This window comes from Sphaerotilus sp., from assembly GCF_031429695.1.
In the GTDB taxonomy this organism is placed as follows: Bacteria; Pseudomonadota; Gammaproteobacteria; order Burkholderiales; family Burkholderiaceae_C; genus Sphaerotilus.
In genome coordinates, this window is record NZ_JANPAB010000023.1 from 1 (window position 1) to 16,888 (window position 16,888).

The window sequence follows — 16,888 nt, forward strand, 5'->3', positions numbered from 1 at the left end:
GCAGGTGGTGGAGTTGCAGGTGCGGGCCGCAGTGCTCAACCGCTTCACCCACTTGGGCACCCCGGTGACGCGGGCTGTGGCGTAACTCCGTCTGGGGTCAGGGGAAACTCAGCCTCGGCTGGGTTATGCAACAAAGCCGCGGTGAGTAGGAGTTGAAGGAAGCGGCGCATCGAAAGAAGTGGTTTGCGGTCTAACATAATATGAACGTCACACCCTGTCAGCACAACAAGGCGCTTGCAGGGTTTCACCTTGTGTCAGAGGCACACCAAGTGCCTGTTGCACATCAATTTTTCCGATCGCCCGCATGGTTTCATCCCCCTGAACGACACCCGCAAACCCTGCCGCAGGGTTTCACGTTCATGCCATCAAGGGCAGCATAGCGACTACCTGTTTTTTCGTCTACGGAACCGGCTGGTCAGCATCGGCCGGCCTTCGCGGGCATGACGAGATGGGCCAGTCCCGCGCACCGTCAATCGAGACGTGAACGGCACGCTGAGGGCGCAAGGTAGCCCCAAAGCGTGATGATTCTGACAAGACAGACCATCGTTTGAACCCCTGATCGCGCAAAATCGTTCGGCTGCTTCATCGCCCGCGGCCCGGTTTTCCGGCCCGGCAGCTTCCGCAATGATGCTCAACCTCCTCCGATGGCTGCGGCACTGGGTGCCGGTCTTGTTGATCGCGCTGGCCTTGGCGCCTGGCGGGCCGGCGCAGGCCTCTGCGACCGACGACACCGCCGTGGACATCGCCGCCGACAGTGCGTCGATCGACCTGATCGAGGCGATGCAGGCGCTGCGCGAACCGATCGCCTCGGTATCCCCCGCCCCAGACGTGCTGAAGCGCCCCGGCTGGCAGACCGCCACGGTCGAACACCGCAACGGCTCGTGGATGCGCTCGGCGGTCTGGCTCACCGGGCGCATCACCAACGGCAGTGACACCCCGCTGACCCGCTGGCTGGTCGTGACGCCGTGGCGCATCGAGCAGATCGAGCTGCTGGTGCTGCGCGACGATGCCACCCGCACAGTGCTCAGCCGGGCCTCGGCGGGCCGGATGGCGCTGCCGTCACCGGACTGGAACGGCCATGTCGAGTCGGTGTTCCCCGTGACACTGGCGCCGGGGCAGACCGTGCGGGTGCTGATCCGGGCCCAGGATCTGACCGTGCCGACCACCTTCGTGCAGGCTTGGGCGCCCGATGCCTACCAGCGCCACCAGACCATGACGCTGCTGTCCCAAGGGATGCTGGTGGCCTGCGTGGCGATGCTGCTCGCGCTGCTGGTGGCGTCCCGGGACCAGGGCCTGATCCTGATGGGCGGCTGGCTGCTGGTGGCCGTGGGGTTCGAGACCACATTCCGCGGGCAGTGGCTGTTCTACCTGTGGCCGGCGCTGGTGGCCTGGCAGATCCCGCTGTTCTCGGTGTTCGGGGCACTGGGGTACTCGGGTTTCATGCTGGCGTCGCGGTTCCTGCTCGGCCTGCGTCAGCGGGATCTGCTGTCGTGGCTGATGCACGCGTGCTGCGTGCTGTCGCTGCTGGCGGCCCTGACGACGCTGTTCGTCGAGGACCACCTGTGGTCACGGCGGGCTGTCAGCGCGCTCGGCATCGCGAGTGTCGCCCTCTGGCCCTTCGCGGCATGGCGCATCCCGCTGCGCCGCGAGGACGTGGAGATGCGGCGGCTGCGCTGGACGCTGTCGCTGTGCTGCGCGTCGATGGCCGCTTATGTGTACCTGGCGCGCGGGGGCGCACTGCCGGCGTGGCAACTGGCGCTCTGGTCGCATGTGCGGCTGGACCTGCTGTCGGTGATCGGTGTCATCCTGGTGTACCAGGGGGTCAGGCGCCGGGCGGCCGAGGAACAGCGCCGCCGCATGGAACACCTGGCCTTCCACGACGCCCTCACCGCCCTGCCCAACCGGCTGCTGGCCCGTGAACAGTTGCAACAGGCCCTCGACACGCGGCGCACCGACTGGAGCCGCTGGACGGGGTCCACCCGGCTGGTCGGGGTGCTCTACCTGGACCTCGACCGCTTCAAGCAGATCAACGACACCCACGGCCACGCGCAGGGCGACCGCCTGCTGCGCAGCGTGGCGCAGCGCATGACCGACGGCCTCGGCCACCACGGCACGGCCTGCCGGCTCTCGGGCGACGAGTTCATGGCCATCCTGCCGGACATGCGCTCACCCGAGCAGGCGCTGCGCCATGCCCGGGCCCTGCGCGACGCGATGGCACAGCCCTTCGACCTCGACGGCGTGCAGGTCCGCGCCGGCTGCTCGGTGGGTGTGGCGCTGGGGCCGATGCACGGGCGCGACGCCGAATCGCTGATGCGCCACGCCGACATGGCGCTCTACGAGGCCAAGCGGGCGGGCGAACACAGCGTGCGGCTGTTCGATTCCCTGATGAACCTGCGCTTCGTCGAGCAGGTGCGGCTGCGGCAGGCGCTGCACGAGGCGCTCGGGCGCGGCGAGTTCTCGCTCGCGTTCCAGCCGCAGAACGACCTGCGGAGCGGGCGCACCGTCGCATTCGAGGCCCTGTTGCGCTGGGAGCGCCCCACCGTGGGACTGACCTCGCCCGATGTCTTCATCCCCGTGGCCGAGGACAGCGGCCTGATCGTGCCGATCGGGGCGTGGGTGCTGGAGCAGGCGTGTCGGCAAGCGACCACCTGGCCGGACGGGCAGTCGGTGGCGGTCAACGTCTCGGCGGTGCAACTGCGTTCGGGTCGCCTGCTGCAGGACGTGGTGCACGCGCTGAACACGTCAGGGCTGGCCCCGCAGCGGCTGGAACTGGAGCTGACCGAGTCGGCGCTGATCGATGGCGAAGCCACGGTGCTGCCGACGCTGCAGCGGTTGCGCGCGCTGGGCGTGCGGCTGGCGATCGATGACTTCGGCACCGGCTATTCGAGCCTGTCCTACCTGCAACGCTTTCCCATCGATCGCCTCAAGATCGACCGGTCCTTCGTCACGGCGCTGACCACCGCCGAGGCGGCCGATCGCTCGCTCGCCGCCGCCGTGGTCCGCATCGCCCGCACGCTGGAGATGGGCACGGTGGCCGAGGGCGTGGAGTCGCTGGAGATGCTGCCGTGGCTGACCGCCCTGGGTTGTGACGTGGTCCAGGGCTACGCGATCGCGCGACCGATGCCGGCGGACGCACTGCTGGACTGGCTGCAGCAGACGCAGACACCAGCCCGGGTCCGCACGCGGCCCCTCACTCCGGCTTGATGCCGGCCGTCTTGATCACCTTGGCCCACAAGTCGATCTCGCTCTTCACGAAGTCGGTGTAGGGCTTGGCACCCGGCTGCGGCACGACGAAGCCCGTGGACTCCAGCCGTTGCTTGATCTCCGGCGAGGTCATCACCTTCTTCATCGCCGCCTCCAGCTTGTCCACGATCGGCTGCGGCGTGCCCTTGATGGCGGACAGTCCGGACCACGACAGCGCCTGGAAGCCGGGGAAGCCGCTCTCGGCCACCGTCGGCACATCCGGGTACAGCGGATTGCGCTGCTGGCTGCTGACGGCCAGCGGACGCAGCTTGCCGGACTTGACGTGCGGCAGCGCCACGTCCTGGTTGATGAACATCATCGGGATCTGGCCGCCCAGCAGGTCTTGCATCATCGGGCCGCCGCCGCGGTAGGGAATGCCGACCACGAAGAAGCCGTTGCAGTTCTTGGCGCCGGGCGGGCACTTGCTGGCTTCCTGCTTGAGCAGCTCCATCGCCATGTGGCCCGACGCCGCGTGCGTGTAGCCGTAGTTCAGCTTGCCGGGGTTCTTGCGGATGTACTCGACCAGCTCCTTGAAGGTCTTGTACGGCGCATCGGCGTTGACCACCAGCACGTTCGGACCGGAGTTGACCTGCCCGAGGTGGATGAAATCGCGCATCGAGTCATAGCCCAGCGCGGGATTCAACCCATGCGCCACCGCGTTCTGGCCGACGCCCGACTGCATCAGGGTGTAGCCGTCCGGGGTGGCCTTGGCGCCACGCAGCGTGCCGATGGTGCCACCGGCGCCGCCGATGTTGTCCACGATGAACTGCTGGCCGAGTTCCCGGCTCAGCGCCTCGGCCACCAGGCGGGCCAGGATGTCGCTGGTGCCGCCCGCGGGGAAGGGGCTGATGATCTTGACCGGCTTGGTCGGGTAGTCGGTGGACTGCGCCAGCGCGGGCAGCGCCAGCAGGGCCAGGGTGCTCACAGCGGCGGCGAGCAGGGTTCGACGGATCGTCTTCATGGTCTTGTCTCCGGTACAGGGGAAAAACAGGGTCAGGCGCGCACGCCGATTTCACGGACTTCGCGGGTCCAGGCCCGGCTCTGCGCACTCAGGCTCAGACCGAGCCCAGGACGCCTGGGCACCAGCATCCGGCCGTCCCGGATCTCGATGCGTTCGTTGAACAGCGGCTCCAGCCACTCGAAATGCTCCACCCACGGTTCGCGCGGGTAGGCCGCTGCGAGGTGGACGTGCAGCTCCATGGCGAAGTGCGGCGCCAGCATCAGTCCGGCGTGGTCGGCCAGGGCGGCGATCTTCAGGAACGGCGTGATGCCGCCGACCCGCGGCGCGTCGGGCATCAGGTAGTCGGCGGCGCGGTGGCGGATCAGGTCGCCGTGCTCGGCGGCGCTGGTGAGCATCTCGCCGGTGGCGATCGGCGTGTCGAACTGGGCCGCCAGCGCCGCGTGGCCTTCGTGGTCGTAGGCGTCGAGCGGCTCCTCGATCCAGACCAGGTGGTACGGCTCGAACAGGCGGCACATGCGCTGCGCGGTCGGGCGGTCCCACTGCTGGTTGGCGTCCACCATCAGCGCCACGCCGTCGCCCAGGTGCCGGCGCACGGCCGAGACCCGCTGCACATCCAGCGCGCAGTCGGGCTGGCCGACCTTGAGCTTGATGCCACCGATGCCACGCTCGATCGAGGCCGAAGCGTTCACCAGCAACTGGTCGAGCGGCGTGTGCAGGAAACCGCCCGAGGTGTTGTAGCAGCGGACCGACTCCCGGTGCGCGCCCAGCAGCTTGGCCAGCGACAGCCCGGCACGGCGCGCCTTCAGATCCCACAGCGCCACGTCGAACGCGCCGATCGCCTGCGTCGCCATGCCGCTGCGCCCGACCGAGGCACCGGCCCAGCACAGCTTGTCCCACAGCCGGGCGATGTCGCTCGGGTCTTCGCCGATCAGCGCCGGAGCGACTTCGCAGGCGTGCGCGAACTGGCCGGGGCCGCCGGCCCGCTTGGCGTAGCTGAAGCCCAGCCCCTGGTGGCCGCCGGTGGTCTCGATCTCGGCGAAGAGCATCGCGATCTCGGTCATCGGCTTCTGGCGGCCGGTCAGCACCTTGGCGTCGCTGATCGGCGTGGCCAGCGGCAGGTAACACGAGGAGACGCGCACCCAGGTGATGCGGTCGTCGGCAATGGGAAGCAGCGTGGTCATGGGTTCAGACGGCGCCGTGCGCCTCGACGTAGAGCGCATACACCGAGTGGCAGCTCGTCATGTACAGGCGGTTGTTCTTCGGGCCGCCGAAGGTCAGGTTGGCGCAGCGTTCGGGCAGGCGGATGTGGGCGATGGCCTTGCCCTGCGGGTTGAACACCATCACGCCGTCCAGGTCTTCGGACTTGCCCTTGAGCTGGTAGACCTTCTTGCCACCCACGTCGGTCGGTTCGGGTTGCAGCGCGCCGTTGCTGCCCCAGCCGCACCACAGGTTGCCGTCGCGGTCCACCCGGAAACCGTCGAGCGCACCTTGGTCGGCGGCGTCGATCAGCTTGGTCTTGTTCGACAGCGACACACCATCGGCACCCACGTCGTAGCTCCAGATGCTGCGGTTGGGCGTGCCCTTCCACTCGATCACGTAGAGCTTCTTTTCGTCGGGCGAGAAGGCCAGGCCGTTGGGGTTGACGAGGTCGGTGATGACAGCGGTCATCTTGCCGTCCGGGGCGATGCGGTAGACGTTGGTCGTGGCCTGCTCGGGCTTGGCCTTGAAGCCTTCCCATTCGCCGTTGATGCCGAACAGCGGGTCGGAGAACCAGAGGCTGTCGTCGGACTTCACCACGATGTCGTTCGGCGCGTTGAGTTTCTTGCCCTCGAAGCTGTCGGCCAGCACGGTGATCTTGCCGTCCTTCTCGGTGCGGGTCACGCGGCGCGTCACCGAGTGCTCGCAGGTGACGAGGCGGCCCTGGCGGTCGCGGGTGTTGCCGTTGGCCCAGTTGGCAGGGCTGCGGAAGACGGACAGGCTGCCGTCCTTCTCGCTGTATTTCATGATCCGGTTGTTCGGAATGTCGCTGAACAGCAGGTAGCCGGGTGCGCCCGACTCGCCGGGGAAGTAGACCGGCCCCTCCGCCCAGCGCATGCCGGTGGCGACTTGCTCGACCGTGCTGCTGTAGATGCGGTACTTGGCAAAGCTCGGGTCGAGGATCTGCACCGCCGGGTCGGGGTAGCGGGCGTAGGGGGTGAAGCCGATGGCCTGCGCCAGGGCCGAGCCGCCGACCGTGGCCAGACCGGTGGCGGCAGCCGCCTTGAGGAAGCCGCGGCGGGCCGTGGGATCACTGAGGTTGTCGCGGGTGTTGTCGTCTTGCATGGCTTGTCTCCTGTTGTGGAACGCGGGAAGGAAGGCGGCTACCGGCCGCTCTGCGGGACCAGGCCGTCGATGACGATGGCCCGGAAGTCGTTCACGTTGGTCAGCGTCGGGCCGGTGATGACCGCGTCGCCGAGCGCCTGGAAGAAGCCGTGGCCGTCGTTGCGGTCTAGGCTGGTGCGCGGGTTGAGGCCCAGCGCCCAGGCGCGGGCCAGCGTGTCGGGGGAGAGGCAGGCGCCGGCGATTTCTTCCACGCCGTCGGTGTCGCCAGCCATGGCGTGAACCCCCGGCAGCCCGTCGAGCGCCACGCCCAGCGCCAGCAGGAACTCGACGTTGCGCCCGCCCCGCCCGTCGCCGCGGATCGTCACCGTCGTCTCGCCGCCCGACAGCAGCACGCACGGCGGCGTGAACGGCTGGCCGTGCAGGGCCACCTGCCGGGCGATGCCGGCCAGCGCCTTGCCCACGTCCCGCGCTTCGCCTTCGAGGCTGTCGCCGAGGATGTGCGGCGTCAGGCCGGCGTCGCGGGCGACCTGCGCGGCGGCTTCGAGCGCCATTTGCGGCGCGGTGATGGTCCGGGTCTCGATGCCGGCCAACCGGGCGTCGCCGGGCTTGACCGACTCGCCCTGCCCGCTCTCCAGCAGCGCCCGCACGGCCGGCGGCAGCGCGATGCCGTAGCGCGCCACGATCGCCAGCGCATCGGCGCAGGTCGTCGGGTCGGCCACGGTCGGGCCGGAGGCGATGTCGATCGGGTCGTCGCCCGGCACGTCGGAGATCAGCAGCGTCACGACTCTGGCCGGGTGGCACAGCGCCGCGAGCCGCCCGCCCTTGAGCGCCGAGAGGTGCCGCCGCACGCAGTTCATCTCGCCGATGCTGGCGCCGCTGCGCAGCAAGGCGGCATTGACCGCCTGCTTGTCGGCCAGCGTCAGGCCCTCGCCCGGCGCGACCAGCAGCGACGAGCCCCCGCCCGAAATCAGCGCGACGACCAGATCGTCCGCCGTCAGGTCGCTGACCAGCACCCGCACGCGCTCGGCAGCCGCCAGCCCGGCGGCGTCCGGCACCGGGTGCGCAGCCTGCACGATCTCGATGTGGCGACACGGCACGTCATAGCCGTAGCGCGTGATCACCAGCCCGTCGAGGCGATCGACCGGGCCGGGCCAGTGGTCCTCGAACGCCCGCGCCATCGCGGCGGACGCCTTGCCGGCGCCGATGACGACCGTGCGGCCCTTGGGCGGCGGCGGCAGGTGCGCGGACAGGCACAGCGCCGGCTGCGCGGCGGCAACCGCGGCGTCGAACATCCGGCGCAGCAGCGGCTGGCGATCGGGCGTCATGGCGCTCAGCCCTGCGCGGTGTCGGGGCTCACGGTGTGGCCGGCCATCAGCTCCAGCGCCTTCACCAGCGCCGAGTGGTCCAGCTCGGCCATGCCGTTGGCGGCACACGCCTGCATGAGCTGCGCGGCGCCGGCGGTCTGCGGCAGGCTGACACCGAGTTCACGGGCGCCGGCCAGCGCGAGGTTCAGATCCTTCTGGTGCAGCTTGATGCGGAAGCCGGGGTTGAAGGTCCGCTTGATCATCCGCTCGCCATGCACCTCCAGGATGCGGCTCGACGCGAAGCCGCCCATCAGCGCCTGGCGCACCTTGGCCGGATCAGCGCCCGCCTTGCTCGCGAACAGCAACGCCTCACCGACGGCGGCGATGTTCAGCGCGACGATGATCTGGTTGGCGACCTTGGTGGTCTGGCCGTCGCCGTTGCCGCCGACGAGGGTGATGTTCTTGCCCATCAGCGCCAGCAGCGGCTGCACGCGGGCGAACACCGCCTCGTCGCCACCGCACATGATCGTCAGCGACGCCGCCTTCGCGCCGACCTCGCCGCCCGAGACGGGCGCGTCGAGGTAGTCGGCGCCGAGTGCGTTGATCTTCTGCGCGAAGACCTTGGTGGCCATCGGCGAGATGGAACTCATGTCCACGACGACCTTGCGCGTGCCATCCGCCGCCTGGGCGCCGCCGGCCTGCAGACCCGCCGCGATGCCGTTCGCGCCGAACAGCACGGCGTCGACATCGGGCGTGTCCGGCACCATCGTGAAGACGACATCCGCCTGGCGGGCCACTTCAGCGGCGTTTGCGCAGGCCGTGGCCGACGTGGCAGCGATCGCCGCAGGCAGCGCGCTGCGGGTGTGGACGAAGAGGTCGTGGCCGGCCGCAGCGAGGTGCAGCGCCATGGGCGTGCCCATGATGCCGAGGCCGATGAATCCGATGTTCATGGGAAAGTCCTGGGTTCAGTAGCCGCTGGAGGCGGCGGGAGCGGGGGCGGCGCTGGCGCGCATCGTGCGCCTCACCTGCTGCGCGCCGGCCGCCATCAGCCGGGCGTCCGAGCTGACGGTGACGAACTGGAAGCCCTTGGCGATGCGCTTCAGCGCCGATTCAGGCGTGCCGTTGTGGATGCCGGCGACGACGCCGTGGGCCTTGGCGCGGGCGAGGATGTGGTCCACCGCCTCGGCCGCCTTCGGGTCGAGGTCGTCGAACACGGGCGTGCAGCCCAGCGCCAGCGACAGGTCGGACGGGCCGATGTAGATCGCGTCCAGCCCCTCGACGCTGAGGATGTCGTCCAGGTTGTCGAGCGCCTGGGCCGTCTCGATCATCGCGAAGGTGACGATGGTGTCGTTGGCGTGCTGCGGGTAGTCGGCACCGCCGTAGAGCAGCGCCCGCACTGGGCCGAAGCTGCGGGTGCCGCGGGGCGCGTAGTGGGTCCAGGCGACCAGCTTCTGCGCGTCTTCCCGCGTGTTGACCATCGGGCAGATGACGCCGTAGGCGCCCGCGTCCAGCGTCTTCATCAGGATGCCCGGCTCCAGCCACGGCACCCGCACGACGGGCACGGTCTCGGTGGTCGAGATCGCCTGCAGCATCGTGACCATGCGCTGGTAGTCCACGACCCCGTGCTGCAGGTCGATGGTCAGCGTGTCCCAGCCCTGGTGGGCCATGACCTCGGCCGAGAAGCTGTCCGGAATGGCCAGCCAGCCGTTGACCGCGGCGCCGCCGGCCTTCCAGATCTGACGCAACTTGTTGTCTCGCATGGCGTTCTCCAGTGGGGTCCAGGGGTCCGGCGGATCCGGCGGGGTGAAACCGTGTCGGTTCAGACCGGCCGGCCTGCGCGCTCGGCCAGCCAGCTCGGCGCATCCTGCAGGCACACCGGCCGCAGGAAACGCGCCATCGCCGCGTCGCCGACGGAGGTGCTTTCCGGGCGGGAGCTGCTGGGCCACGGGCCGCCGTGCTGCTGGGCAGCGGTGACGGCCACGCCGGTCGGCACGCCCGCGAACAGCACGCGGCCGGCGATCGCCATCGCGCCGCGCACCAGCGCACGGGTCTGGTCGGTGTCCGCATCCAGGCCCCACAGCGTCACGGTCAGGCTGCCGCCGACGGCCTGCAGCACCTGCAATGCCTGCGCGAGATTCGCCGCACGCACAACCAGACTGCTCGGGCCGAAGACCTCTTCGCGCAGCGCGGTGCGGGCGATGAAGTCCGCCGCCGACACCTGGGCCAGCACCGGGCGCGGTGGTTGACCGGCCGCGGCGGTTTCCTGCACCAGCATGTCCGCGCCGGCCTGCGCCCAATGCGCGATGCCGGCCTCGAAAGCGCCTCGCATCGCCGTGGTCAGCATCGCGTGCGGCTGCTGCGGGCGCAGTGCCTCGGCCAGTTGCGCGACGAAACCGTCGTTGACCGCCTGCGCGTCCAGCCCGGATTGCGGCTCGTCGATCAGCACGATGACACCGGGGTTGGTGCAGAACTGGCCGCAGCCGAGCGTGATCGAACCGGCCAGCGTCGTGGCCAGCGCAGCGCCGTCGCTGGCGAGCTTGGCGGGCAATGCGATGACCGGGTTGGTCGAACCGAGTTCACCGAAGAACGGGACCGGCCGCGGACGCGCTGCCGCCTCGGCAGCCAGCGCCGCGCCGCCTTGCGTCGAACCCGTGAAGGCACCCGCTGCGATGGCTGGATGGCGGATCAGCCGCACACCGATGTCGCGCCCGCCGCCCTGCACCAGCCCGATCAGGCCGGCCGGCAGGTGCAGCGCCGCAAGCACACCCTGGATCAGCCCGAACACCCGCATCGACAGCAGCAGGTGGCCCGAATGCGCCTTGACGACGACCGGGCAGCCAGCCGCGAGCGCCGACGCCGTGTCGCCGCCGAGCACCGAGAACGCAAACGGGAAGTTCGACGCCGAGAACATCGCCACCGGGCCGAGCGGCACCGACCAGCGTTGCATCGCCGGATGGCCGGCCGGCGGCGCACCCGCCACAGCCGGGTCATCGGTGAAGGCAAACGGCTCGCCGCGCTCGGCGAGGTCAGCGAAGCGGCGGAGCTGGAACGCCGTGCGGTCGAGTTCGCCGTTCAGGCGCACGGGGCCGAGGGCGGTTTCGCGGTCGGCCAGTGCAACGAGTTCAGCGCGGTCGGATTCGAGCGCAATGGCCAGCGCCCGCAGCAGCGCAGCGCGCTCCAGTCCGGCAGCGCCCTGCCACAACGGAAACGCTGCGGCAGCCGCGTCACAAGCCGCATCGACGGCCGCGGGTGTGCTGGAGGGCAGCTGTTCCAGCACCTCGCCAGTCCGGGCATTGAAGGAGGAGAGCATCGTCGTCATGGCAGGCTTTCAAATCGGATCAGATTCAGGGTTCAGAAGGCGGTGGTGCTCAGCGCACCATGCACGGCCGCTTCGGATCGAAGGACCAGCCCGGGATCATGGACTGCATCGCCATCGCGTCGTCGCGTGAACCCAGGCCGTGCTGCAGATAGAGCTGATGCGCCTTCTCCACCTCGACCATGTCCAGCTCGACGCCCAGGCCCGGCTTGTCTGGCACCTGCACATGCCCGCCGACGATCTGCAGCGGCTCTTTCGTCAGGCGCTGGCCGTCCTGCCAGATCCAGTGCGTGTCGATGGCGGTGACTTTGCCCGGGGCCGCCGCGCCGACGTGCGTGAACATCGCCAGCGAGATGTCGAAGTGGTTGTTCGAGTGCGAGCCCCAGGTCAGGCCCCAGTCGCGGCAGGTCTGCGCCACGCGCACCGAGCCGGCCATGGTCCAGAAATGCGGGTCGGCCAGCGGGATGTCCACGCTCTGCAGCGACAGCGCGTGGCTCAACTGGCGCCAGTCGGTGGCGACCATGTTGGTGGCGGTGGGCAGGCCGGTGGCACGGCGGAACTCGGCCATCACCTCGCGGCCGGAGAAACCACCCTCGGCGCCGCACGGGTCTTCGGCATACGCGACGACGCCGCGCATCCGGTGGCCCAGGCGGATCGCGTCCTTCAGCAGCCAGCCGCCGTTCGGGTCGAGCGTCACGCGCGCATCGGGGAAACGCGCGTGGATCGCGGTCACCGCATCGACTTCGGCATCACCGGCCAGCACACCGCCCTTGAGCTTGAAGTCGTTGAAGCCGTACTTCTCGCGCGTCACCTCGGCCAGCCGCACGATGGCGTCCGGCGTCATCGCTGCCTCGTGGCGCAGGCGGAACCAGTCGTTGTCGGCGTACGGCTCGCTGTGGTACGGCAGCTCCGTCTTCGTGCGGTCGCCGACGAAGAACAGGTAGCCGAGCATCTCGACCGCATCGCGCTGGCGGCCTTCACCCAGCAGGTCGCACACCGGCAGGCCCAGGTGCTGGCCGAGCAGGTCGAGCAGCGCGGACTCGACCGCCGTCACGGCGTGGATGGTGGTGCGCAGGTCGAAGGTCTGCAGACCGCGACCGCCCGCGTCGCGGTCGGCGAAGGCCTGCTGTACCTGCTGCAGCACGCGCAGGTGGTTGCCGACCGCCTGGCCGACGACCAGCGGGCGGGCATCTTCCAGCGTCTGGCGGATCTTCTCGCCGCCGGGTACCTCGCCGACGCCGGTGCGGCCCGACGCATCGGTCAGCACCAGCAGGTTGCGGGTGAAGAACGGCGCATGGGCGCCACTCAGGTTCAGCAACATGCCGTCGCGGCCAGCGACGGGAATGACGCGCAGCGCCGTGATGCGCGGCAGCGCGGACAGGCCGGGGGTCTGGATGGTGGTCATCGTGGTGAGGTCCGTCAGTGCGTCAGTGCGTCAATCCGCCGTGATCTTGCGGGTCTCGATCAACTGCTTCCAGCGGGCGTTTTCACGCTGCTGGAAGGCCACGAACTGCTCGGGCGTGCTCGCCACGATCTCGAAGCCCAGCGAGGTGAACTGCTGGCGCAGCTTCGGATCGGCCAGCGCCGCCACCAGCGCGTCGTGCATCTTCGTGCGGATGTCGGCCGGCAGCCCCTTGGGTGCGACCACCGCCTGCCACGACTGCACGTCGGCGCCCTTGACCCCGGACTCGCCCAGCGTCGGCACATTGGGCAGCAGCGGCGAGCGTTTCTCGCTGGTGATCGCCAGCGCCTTGAGCTTGCCGGCGTGGATGTGCTGGATCACCGAGTTGATGTTCATGAAACCGGCATCGACCTGACCGCCCAGCAAGTCGGAAATGGCCGGGCCGCCGCCCTTGTAGGGAATGTGCAGCCCCGAGGTATTCGTCTGCAGCCAGAACAGCTCGGCCGTCAGGTGGTCGGACGAACCATTGCCCGATGACGCGAAGCTCATCTTGTCGGGATTGGCCTTCTGGAAGGCGAGCACATCGGCGACCGACTTGTGCGCCGACGAAGCCGGCACCACCAGCACGTTGGGCGCCTGCACGGCCACGGTCAGGTAGTCGAAGTCCTTGCCGGCGTCGTAGGGCACCGCCTTGAGCAGGTGCGGGGCGATCACCAGCGGGCCGAGCGAGGTCACCAGAAAGGTGTAGCCATCGGCCGGGGCGCGCTTGACCTGCGTGGCGCCGATCGTGCCGGTCGCCCCTGCACGGTTGTCCACCAGAAAGGTCTGGCCGAAACGCTCCTGCAGCTTCGGGCCAAGGGCGCGCGCCACGGCGTCGGACGAACCACCCGGCGGGAAGGGCACGATGAGCGAGACCGGCTTGTTTGGCCAGGTCTCGGCCTGGACCACAGTGGACAGCACGGCAAGGGCCGCGGTGGAGAGGAATTTCTTCAGCATGGACGTTCTCTCGTCAAGGCAGGGTCGGTGATACGGGCGCGGGCGCGGGGCAGGTCACTGCGCACCGAGCGGCGCCATCAGGCGGGCCAGTTCCTCGACCTCCGGCGCCTTCAGGTCGCTCAGCGGCGGACGCACCGGGCCGGCCGGGTGGCCGGCAATGGCCGCACCCGCCTTGACGATCGACACGGCATAGCCCTCACCCTTGTTGCGCAGCGCGATGTAGGGCAGGAAGAACTCGCGGATCAGGCGGTCGCAGGTCGCGGTGTCGCCGGCGGCGTGGGCGTTGTAGAAGTCCATCGCCGTCTTCGGGATGAAGTTGAACACCGCCGACGAGTACACCGGGCAGCCCATCGCCTTGTAGGCACCGGCGAACAATTCCGCCGTTGGCAGGCCGCCGAGGTAGGCGAAACGCTCGCCCAGCGTCTGGCGGATGGCGACGAATTTCTCGATGTCGCCGACGCCGTCCTTGAAGCCAATCAGGTTCGGGCAGGTCTCGGCCAGCACCAGCAGGCTCTGCGGCGTCAGGCGGCAGGCGCCGCGGTTGTAGACGACGACACCGAACTTCACGCTGCGGCACACGGCCTGCACATGGGCGATCAGGCCTTCCTGGCTGGCTTCGGTCAGGTAGTGCGGCAGCAGCAGGATGCCCTGCGCGCCCAGCCGCTCGGCTTCCTGCGCATACTGGATCGCCACGCGGGTCGCGCCGCCGGCACCGGCCAGGATCGGCGTGCGGTTGCGGCAGGTGTCGAGCGCGACGCGGATCACGTCGCTGTACTCGCCCGGCTCCAGCGAGAAGAACTCCCCCGTGCCGCCCGCCGCGAACAGCGCCGACGCACCGTAGGGCTGCAGCCACTCCAGGCGCTCTGCATAGCCCTTGGGCTCGAAGTTCAGCTCGGCGTCGAAGTCGGTCAGCGGAAAGGACAGCAGGCCGGCTTCGAGGACAGTCTTGAGTTCTTGCGGGGTCATGGGAAAGCTCCGTTGGGGCATGTTCAGATTCGTTGTTAGTCATCATACAACTAGACAACACCTTCGCCAACGGGAAAGCCCTGCAGCCAAGTCCTTCAATGGTTCTATCCAAAAGAATGTTGTACGATGACCATGGAACCATGGACCGAGATGACGATGAACCAACCCCGCCCGCCCCTGACCATCCGCATGCACGACGACGACCACGTCGCCATCGTCGCCAACGACGGAGGGCTGCCCGCCGGGACGGTGCTGCCGCCGGGGGTGCCGGGCGCCGGGCTGGTGCTGCGCGACAAGGTGCCGCAGGGGCACAAGGTGGCGCTGGTGGACATCGTGCAGGGCGGTGTGGTGCGGCGCTACAACGTGCCGATCGGCTATGCGCTGAAGGACATCCCGGCGGGGTCGTGGGTGCATGAGCGGCTGCTGCAGATGCCAGCCGCCCGCGAGTTGCAAGGGCTGCCGATGGCGACCGTGCCCGCACCGGTCCACGCGCCGCTGACCGGCCACACCTTCGAGGGCGACCGCAACGCGGATGGCTCGGTCGGCACGCGCAACATCCTGGCGATCCCGACGACCGTGCAGTGCGTGGCGGGCGTCGTCGCACAAGCGGTGGCGCGCATCAAGGCCGAGCTGCTGCCGCGCTACTCGAACGTGGACGACGTGATCGGGCTGGAGCACAGCTACGGCTGCGGCGTGGCGATCGACGCGCCGGACGCGGTGATCCCGATCCGCACGCTGAGGAACATCTCGCTGAACCCGAACTTCGGCGGCGAGGTGATGGTGGTGAGCCTGGGCTGCGAGAAGCTGCAGCCGGATCGCCTCTTGCCGCCCGGCAGTTTCCCGATCACCGACGAACGCGATGCGGGCCTTGGCCCGGAGACGATCTGCCTGCAGGACGACCACCACGTCGGCTTCATGTCGATGCTCGACGACATCGTGACCAGCGCGGCCCCGCACCTCGCCCGCCTGAACGCCCGCCGCCGCGAGACGATCCCGGCCAGCGAGCTGGTAGTGGGCGTGCAGTGCGGCGGTTCGGATGCGTTCTCGGGCGTGACGGCGAACCCGGCGGTGGGCTACTGCGCCGACCTGCTGGTGCGCGCCGGGGCAACGGTCATGTTCAGCGAGAACACCGAAGTGCGCGACGGCGTGGACCAGCTCACCAGCCGCGCCGCCACCCCCGAAGTGGCCGAGGCGATCGTGCGCGAACTCGGCTGGTACGACCGTTATCTGGACCGCGGGCGCGTCGATCGCTCCGCCAACACGACGCCCGGCAACAAGGCGGGCGGGCTGTCCAACATCACCGAAAAGGCGATGGGCTCGATCATCAAGAGCGGCTCGTCGGCAATCTCGCACGTGCTGTCGCCGGGCGAGAAGCTGCGGCCAGACCAGCGCGGGCTGGTCTACGCGGCGACACCGGCCAGCGACTTCATCTGCGGCACGCTGACGCTCGCCGCCGGCATGAACCTGCACGTCTTCACCACCGGGCGCGGCACGCCGTATGGACTGGCCGAATGCCCGGTCATCAAGGTGGCGACCCGCTCGGACCTGGCGCGCCGCTGGCATGACCTGATGGACGTGAACGCCGGCCGCATCGCGGATGGGGAAGAGACGATCGAGGAAGCGGGCTGGGCGATGTTCCGGCTGATGCTCGCTGTCGCCAGCGGCAAGAAGACCTGGGCAGAGCACTGGAAGCTGCACAACGCGCTGGTGCTGTTCAATCCGGCGCCGGTGACTTGAGGGCGACAGCACACCGGGCATCTCGGCGCGGTGCGGCCTGCTGGACGCGAGCCACGCATGGCGGTTAGGCTCGGCTCCTCGCGCCAACACCTCCACCTTCCCATGTCCATCTTCACCAAGGTCCTCCTCTACACCGACACCGACGGGCGTGCCCGCTTCCGTGACGAGGTCATCGCGCTGAGCGAAGGCAAGCCAGCGGCGCTGTTGTCCCCGCTGATGCCCAGCGGCGGCTACCAACTGCGCCAGAGTCCGATCGGGTTCCGCAGCGAATTCCACTGCACGGAGAACCCGCAGTGGGTGTTCATCCTGGGCGGGCAAATGGAGATCGGCTTGCAGGACGGCTCATCGCGTGTGTTCTCGCCCGGGGAGCATTTTTATTCGGCCGACAGGCTGCCAGCCGGCGCCACATTCGATGCATCCGTGCATGGCCATTGGAGCCGGCAGGTCGGCTCGGACCCGCTGGTCACGGTGTTCGTCCGGGACTGATCAACTTTCGATCGCCCAAAACAAAAAGCCAACTCGATGAGTTGGCTTTTGAACGTTTGGTTGCGGGGGCAGGATTTGAACCTACGACCTTTGGGTTATGAGCCCAACGAGCTACCAGACTGCTCCACCCCGCGACAGAAACTGTGCTACTGATT

The 16,888-nt window shown here is 68.9% G+C and carries 13 protein-coding genes and 1 tRNA gene; 3 read left to right on the forward strand and 11 right to left on the reverse strand.

Annotated elements, in window-relative coordinates:
* Positions 1-627: 627 nt before the first annotated feature.
* Positions 628-3,204: an EAL domain-containing protein gene (locus RMP06_RS04885; RefSeq protein WP_310460651.1), complete on the forward strand. Its 2,577-nt coding sequence runs from the start codon at positions 628-630 to the stop codon at positions 3,202-3,204.
* On the opposite strand, the gene RMP06_RS04890 is transcribed toward RMP06_RS04885, so the two are convergent.
* Genes RMP06_RS04890 through kdgD form a run of 10 tightly spaced genes read right to left on the reverse strand, consistent with a single transcriptional unit; the run spans position 3,191 to position 14,510 of the window.
* Complete coding sequence (locus tag RMP06_RS04890; protein ID WP_310460652.1) at positions 3,191-4,204, reverse strand: Bug family tripartite tricarboxylate transporter substrate binding protein; 1,014 nt, start codon at positions 4,202-4,204, stop codon at positions 3,191-3,193. The genes RMP06_RS04885 and RMP06_RS04890 overlap by 14 nt on opposite strands.
* A gap of 32 nt (positions 4,205-4,236) precedes the next feature.
* A complete protein-coding gene (locus RMP06_RS04895) occupies positions 4,237-5,385 on the reverse strand; it encodes an L-talarate/galactarate dehydratase (RefSeq protein WP_310460653.1) in 1,149 nt (382 codons plus the stop codon).
* 4 nt (positions 5,386-5,389) lie between these two features.
* On the reverse strand, positions 5,390-6,526 hold the full coding sequence (locus RMP06_RS04900) for an SMP-30/gluconolactonase/LRE family protein (protein WP_310460654.1): 1,137 nt from the start codon (positions 6,524-6,526) through the stop codon (positions 5,390-5,392).
* A gap of 38 nt (positions 6,527-6,564) precedes the next feature.
* A complete protein-coding gene (locus RMP06_RS04905; protein WP_310460655.1) occupies positions 6,565-7,851 on the reverse strand; it encodes a glycerate kinase type-2 family protein in 1,287 nt (428 codons plus the stop codon).
* Between the two features lie 5 nt (positions 7,852-7,856).
* Positions 7,857-8,780 (reverse strand): 2-hydroxy-3-oxopropionate reductase, encoded by a 924-nt coding sequence (locus RMP06_RS04910; RefSeq protein WP_310460656.1) that lies wholly within the window; start codon positions 8,778-8,780, stop codon positions 7,857-7,859.
* A 15-nt stretch (positions 8,781-8,795) separates the two neighbouring features.
* A complete protein-coding gene (locus tag RMP06_RS04915; RefSeq protein ID WP_310460657.1) occupies positions 8,796-9,590 on the reverse strand; it encodes an HpcH/HpaI aldolase family protein in 795 nt (264 codons plus the stop codon).
* A 59-nt stretch (positions 9,591-9,649) separates the two neighbouring features.
* Entirely contained in the window at positions 9,650-11,149 is a 1,500-nt protein-coding gene (locus tag RMP06_RS04920) for an aldehyde dehydrogenase (NADP(+)) (RefSeq protein ID WP_310460658.1), read from the reverse strand.
* Between the two features lie 49 nt (positions 11,150-11,198).
* Entirely contained in the window at positions 11,199-12,551 is a 1,353-nt protein-coding gene (gene gudD, locus RMP06_RS04925; RefSeq protein WP_310460659.1) for a glucarate dehydratase, read from the reverse strand.
* A 30-nt stretch (positions 12,552-12,581) separates the two neighbouring features.
* Entirely contained in the window at positions 12,582-13,544 is a 963-nt protein-coding gene (locus tag RMP06_RS04930) for a Bug family tripartite tricarboxylate transporter substrate binding protein (RefSeq protein WP_409050099.1), read from the reverse strand.
* A gap of 54 nt (positions 13,545-13,598) precedes the next feature.
* Complete coding sequence (gene kdgD / locus RMP06_RS04935; protein WP_310460660.1) at positions 13,599-14,510, reverse strand: 5-dehydro-4-deoxyglucarate dehydratase; 912 nt, start codon at positions 14,508-14,510, stop codon at positions 13,599-13,601.
* Between the two features lie 132 nt (positions 14,511-14,642).
* Here kdgD and garD point away from each other — a divergent pair, with 132 nt between their 5' ends.
* Together garD and RMP06_RS04945 are read left to right on the forward strand one after the other, a co-directional pair.
* Positions 14,643-16,247 (forward strand): galactarate dehydratase, encoded by a 1,605-nt coding sequence (gene garD, locus RMP06_RS04940; RefSeq protein ID WP_310460663.1) that lies wholly within the window; start codon positions 14,643-14,645, stop codon positions 16,245-16,247.
* 102 nt (positions 16,248-16,349) lie between these two features.
* Positions 16,350-16,733 (forward strand): cupin domain-containing protein, encoded by a 384-nt coding sequence (locus tag RMP06_RS04945; RefSeq protein WP_310460661.1) that lies wholly within the window; start codon positions 16,350-16,352, stop codon positions 16,731-16,733.
* Between the two features lie 57 nt (positions 16,734-16,790).
* Here RMP06_RS04945 and RMP06_RS04950 read toward each other — a convergent pair.
* A tRNA-Met gene (locus tag RMP06_RS04950) sits at positions 16,791-16,867 on the reverse strand.
* Positions 16,868-16,888: the final 21 nt, after the last annotated feature.

What these genes read in the sequence shown, in the direction of transcription:
- RMP06_RS04885 (WP_310460651.1), top strand. Translation starts at nt 628, where the DNA reads ATGCTCAACCTCCTCCGATGGCTGCGGCACTGGGTGCCGGTCTTGTTG.
- RMP06_RS04890 (WP_310460652.1), bottom strand. Translation starts at nt 4,204, where the DNA reads ATGAAGACGATCCGTCGAACCCTGCTCGCCGCCGCTGTGAGCACCCTG.
- RMP06_RS04895 (WP_310460653.1), bottom strand. Translation starts at nt 5,385, where the DNA reads ATGACCACGCTGCTTCCCATTGCCGACGACCGCATCACCTGGGTGCGC.
- RMP06_RS04900 (WP_310460654.1), bottom strand. Translation starts at nt 6,526, where the DNA reads ATGCAAGACGACAACACCCGCGACAACCTCAGTGATCCCACGGCCCGC.
- RMP06_RS04905 (WP_310460655.1), bottom strand. Translation starts at nt 7,851, where the DNA reads ATGACGCCCGATCGCCAGCCGCTGCTGCGCCGGATGTTCGACGCCGCG.
- RMP06_RS04910 (WP_310460656.1), bottom strand. Translation starts at nt 8,780, where the DNA reads ATGAACATCGGATTCATCGGCCTCGGCATCATGGGCACGCCCATGGCG.
- RMP06_RS04915 (WP_310460657.1), bottom strand. Translation starts at nt 9,590, where the DNA reads ATGCGAGACAACAAGTTGCGTCAGATCTGGAAGGCCGGCGGCGCCGCG.
- RMP06_RS04920 (WP_310460658.1), bottom strand. Translation starts at nt 11,149, where the DNA reads ATGACGACGATGCTCTCCTCCTTCAATGCCCGGACTGGCGAGGTGCTG.
- gudD (WP_310460659.1), bottom strand. Translation starts at nt 12,551, where the DNA reads ATGACCACCATCCAGACCCCCGGCCTGTCCGCGCTGCCGCGCATCACG.
- RMP06_RS04930 (WP_409050099.1), bottom strand. Translation starts at nt 13,544, where the DNA reads ATGCTGAAGAAATTCCTCTCCACCGCGGCCCTTGCCGTGCTGTCCACT.
- kdgD (WP_310460660.1), bottom strand. Translation starts at nt 14,510, where the DNA reads ATGACCCCGCAAGAACTCAAGACTGTCCTCGAAGCCGGCCTGCTGTCC.
- garD (WP_310460663.1), top strand. Translation starts at nt 14,643, where the DNA reads ATGGAACCATGGACCGAGATGACGATGAACCAACCCCGCCCGCCCCTG.
- RMP06_RS04945 (WP_310460661.1), top strand. Translation starts at nt 16,350, where the DNA reads ATGTCCATCTTCACCAAGGTCCTCCTCTACACCGACACCGACGGGCGT.